The 1,542-nt window shown below is 63.9% G+C and carries 2 protein-coding genes; both read left to right on the forward strand.

Annotated elements, in window-relative coordinates:
• Window positions 1-706 (forward strand): acetyl-CoA carboxylase biotin carboxyl carrier protein subunit (locus AB5Y85_RS07875; protein ID WP_368221310.1); only part of this gene is annotated, 706 nt, incomplete at its 5' end.
• A partial coding sequence (locus AB5Y85_RS07880) for a hydroxymethylglutaryl-CoA lyase (protein ID WP_368221311.1) occupies window positions 703-1,542 on the forward strand: 840 nt, incomplete at its 3' end. The genes AB5Y85_RS07875 and AB5Y85_RS07880, both read left to right, overlap by 4 nt.

Raw genomic sequence — 1,542 nt, forward strand, 5'->3', positions numbered from 1 at the left:
GCTCTTGCTGCGCCTTTGTGAAGAGCCTGACGTCCTGGCCATGGGCCACCATACCCAGTGGCCCATTCCCACCACAGCACAGCCCATTCCTGAGCTCGCCTGGCCGCTGGCCACCCTCTGGCTGGCGAGCCGTCCTGCGGGCACCTCCCCCTGGCAGCAAGCCTGCGGATTTCGGCTGGGGCCGGATCGCTGCTGGACAGCGGCGGTGCGCATCGGTGATGAGCACCGGGTATTGACCCTTAACGATCATGGCGGCCAGTTTGAGTGGCAAGGGGAGACTCATTGCTACCAGAGAGGTGACGATAATATCCGGCTGCAGCAGGGTGGCTGCTGGCAACAGATCCCCATTCAGACGATCGCAGGCTCGGAGGCAACCTTCCTCATGACCCTGGGGGGCCAGCGCATCCGCTTCGCGGCCGATGATCAGCAGCACAGCCACCGCCATGAGCAGGCAAACGAGAAGGCGCAGGGCGCCATCGCGCCCATGCACGGCATAGTGGTAGCCGTGCTGGTCGAGCAGGGGCAAACGGTCAGCAAGGGGCAACCCCTGCTGGTACTGGAGGCGATGAAGATGGAGCACCAGTTGCGTGCAGAGCGGGACGGGGTAATTGAGGCGCTGCAGTGCAAGCAGGGTGAGCAAGTTAGCCAAGGGGCCATTCTGGTGCGCTTTGCCGAAGAGACTGCTTCACAGGAGGAACACCCATGAACCGATCACAGGACGTCCGTGACGACAGGGTCAGTCTGGTGGAGATGGGGCCACGAGATGGCCTGCAAAATGAAGCTGCGCCCCTCTCCTTGGTACAGCGGTTGGAGCTGATCCAGCGCCTTACCGACAGCGGCCTGCAACGCATCGAGGTGGGTGCCTTTGTCTCTGCCAAAAAAGTGCCGCAGATGGCGGACTCCGCAGCGCTGTTCGAGGCACTGCCGCGCAAGGGCTCAACCCGTTACGGCGCTCTGGTGCCCAATCTGCAAGGCTTGCAGGCAGCCATTACCGCCCGCGCCGATGAGATTGGCCTCTTCACCGCCTGCTCCGACGGTTTTACCCGCGCCAATATCGGCATCAGCGTGGAGGAGTCGCTGGTGCGCTTCGCCCCCTTGGTACAGGAGGCGCGCCGACTCGGCATCAAGGTGCGCGGCTACCTCTCCACCGTCATTGCATGCCCGTTCGATGGCCCGACCCGCCCGAAACGGGTCGCTGCGATGGCCGAGCAACTACTGGATCTCGGTTGCCACGAAATTTCGCTGGGGGACACCATAGGCGTTGGCACCCCGGGCACGGTAGCGCCCATGCTGGATGCGGTGCTGCACGAGATCCCGGCGGGTCGACTCGCGGTCCATTTTCACGACACCTACGGTCAGGGCTTGGCCAACCTGCTACCCGCGCTGGAGCGCGGCATTCGCACCATCGACTGCTCGGTGGCGGGGCTTGGCGGCTGCCCCTATGCGCCGGGCGCCTCCGGCAATGTGGCATCTGAAGAGGTGGTCTACCTGCTACATGGCCTTGGCATGACGACAGGAGTGGATCTCGACAAACTGGCGGCC

This window comes from Aeromonas sp. R3-1 (assembly GCF_040908345.1).
GTDB classification, from domain to species: Bacteria; Pseudomonadota; Gammaproteobacteria; order Enterobacterales; family Aeromonadaceae; genus Aeromonas; species Aeromonas veronii.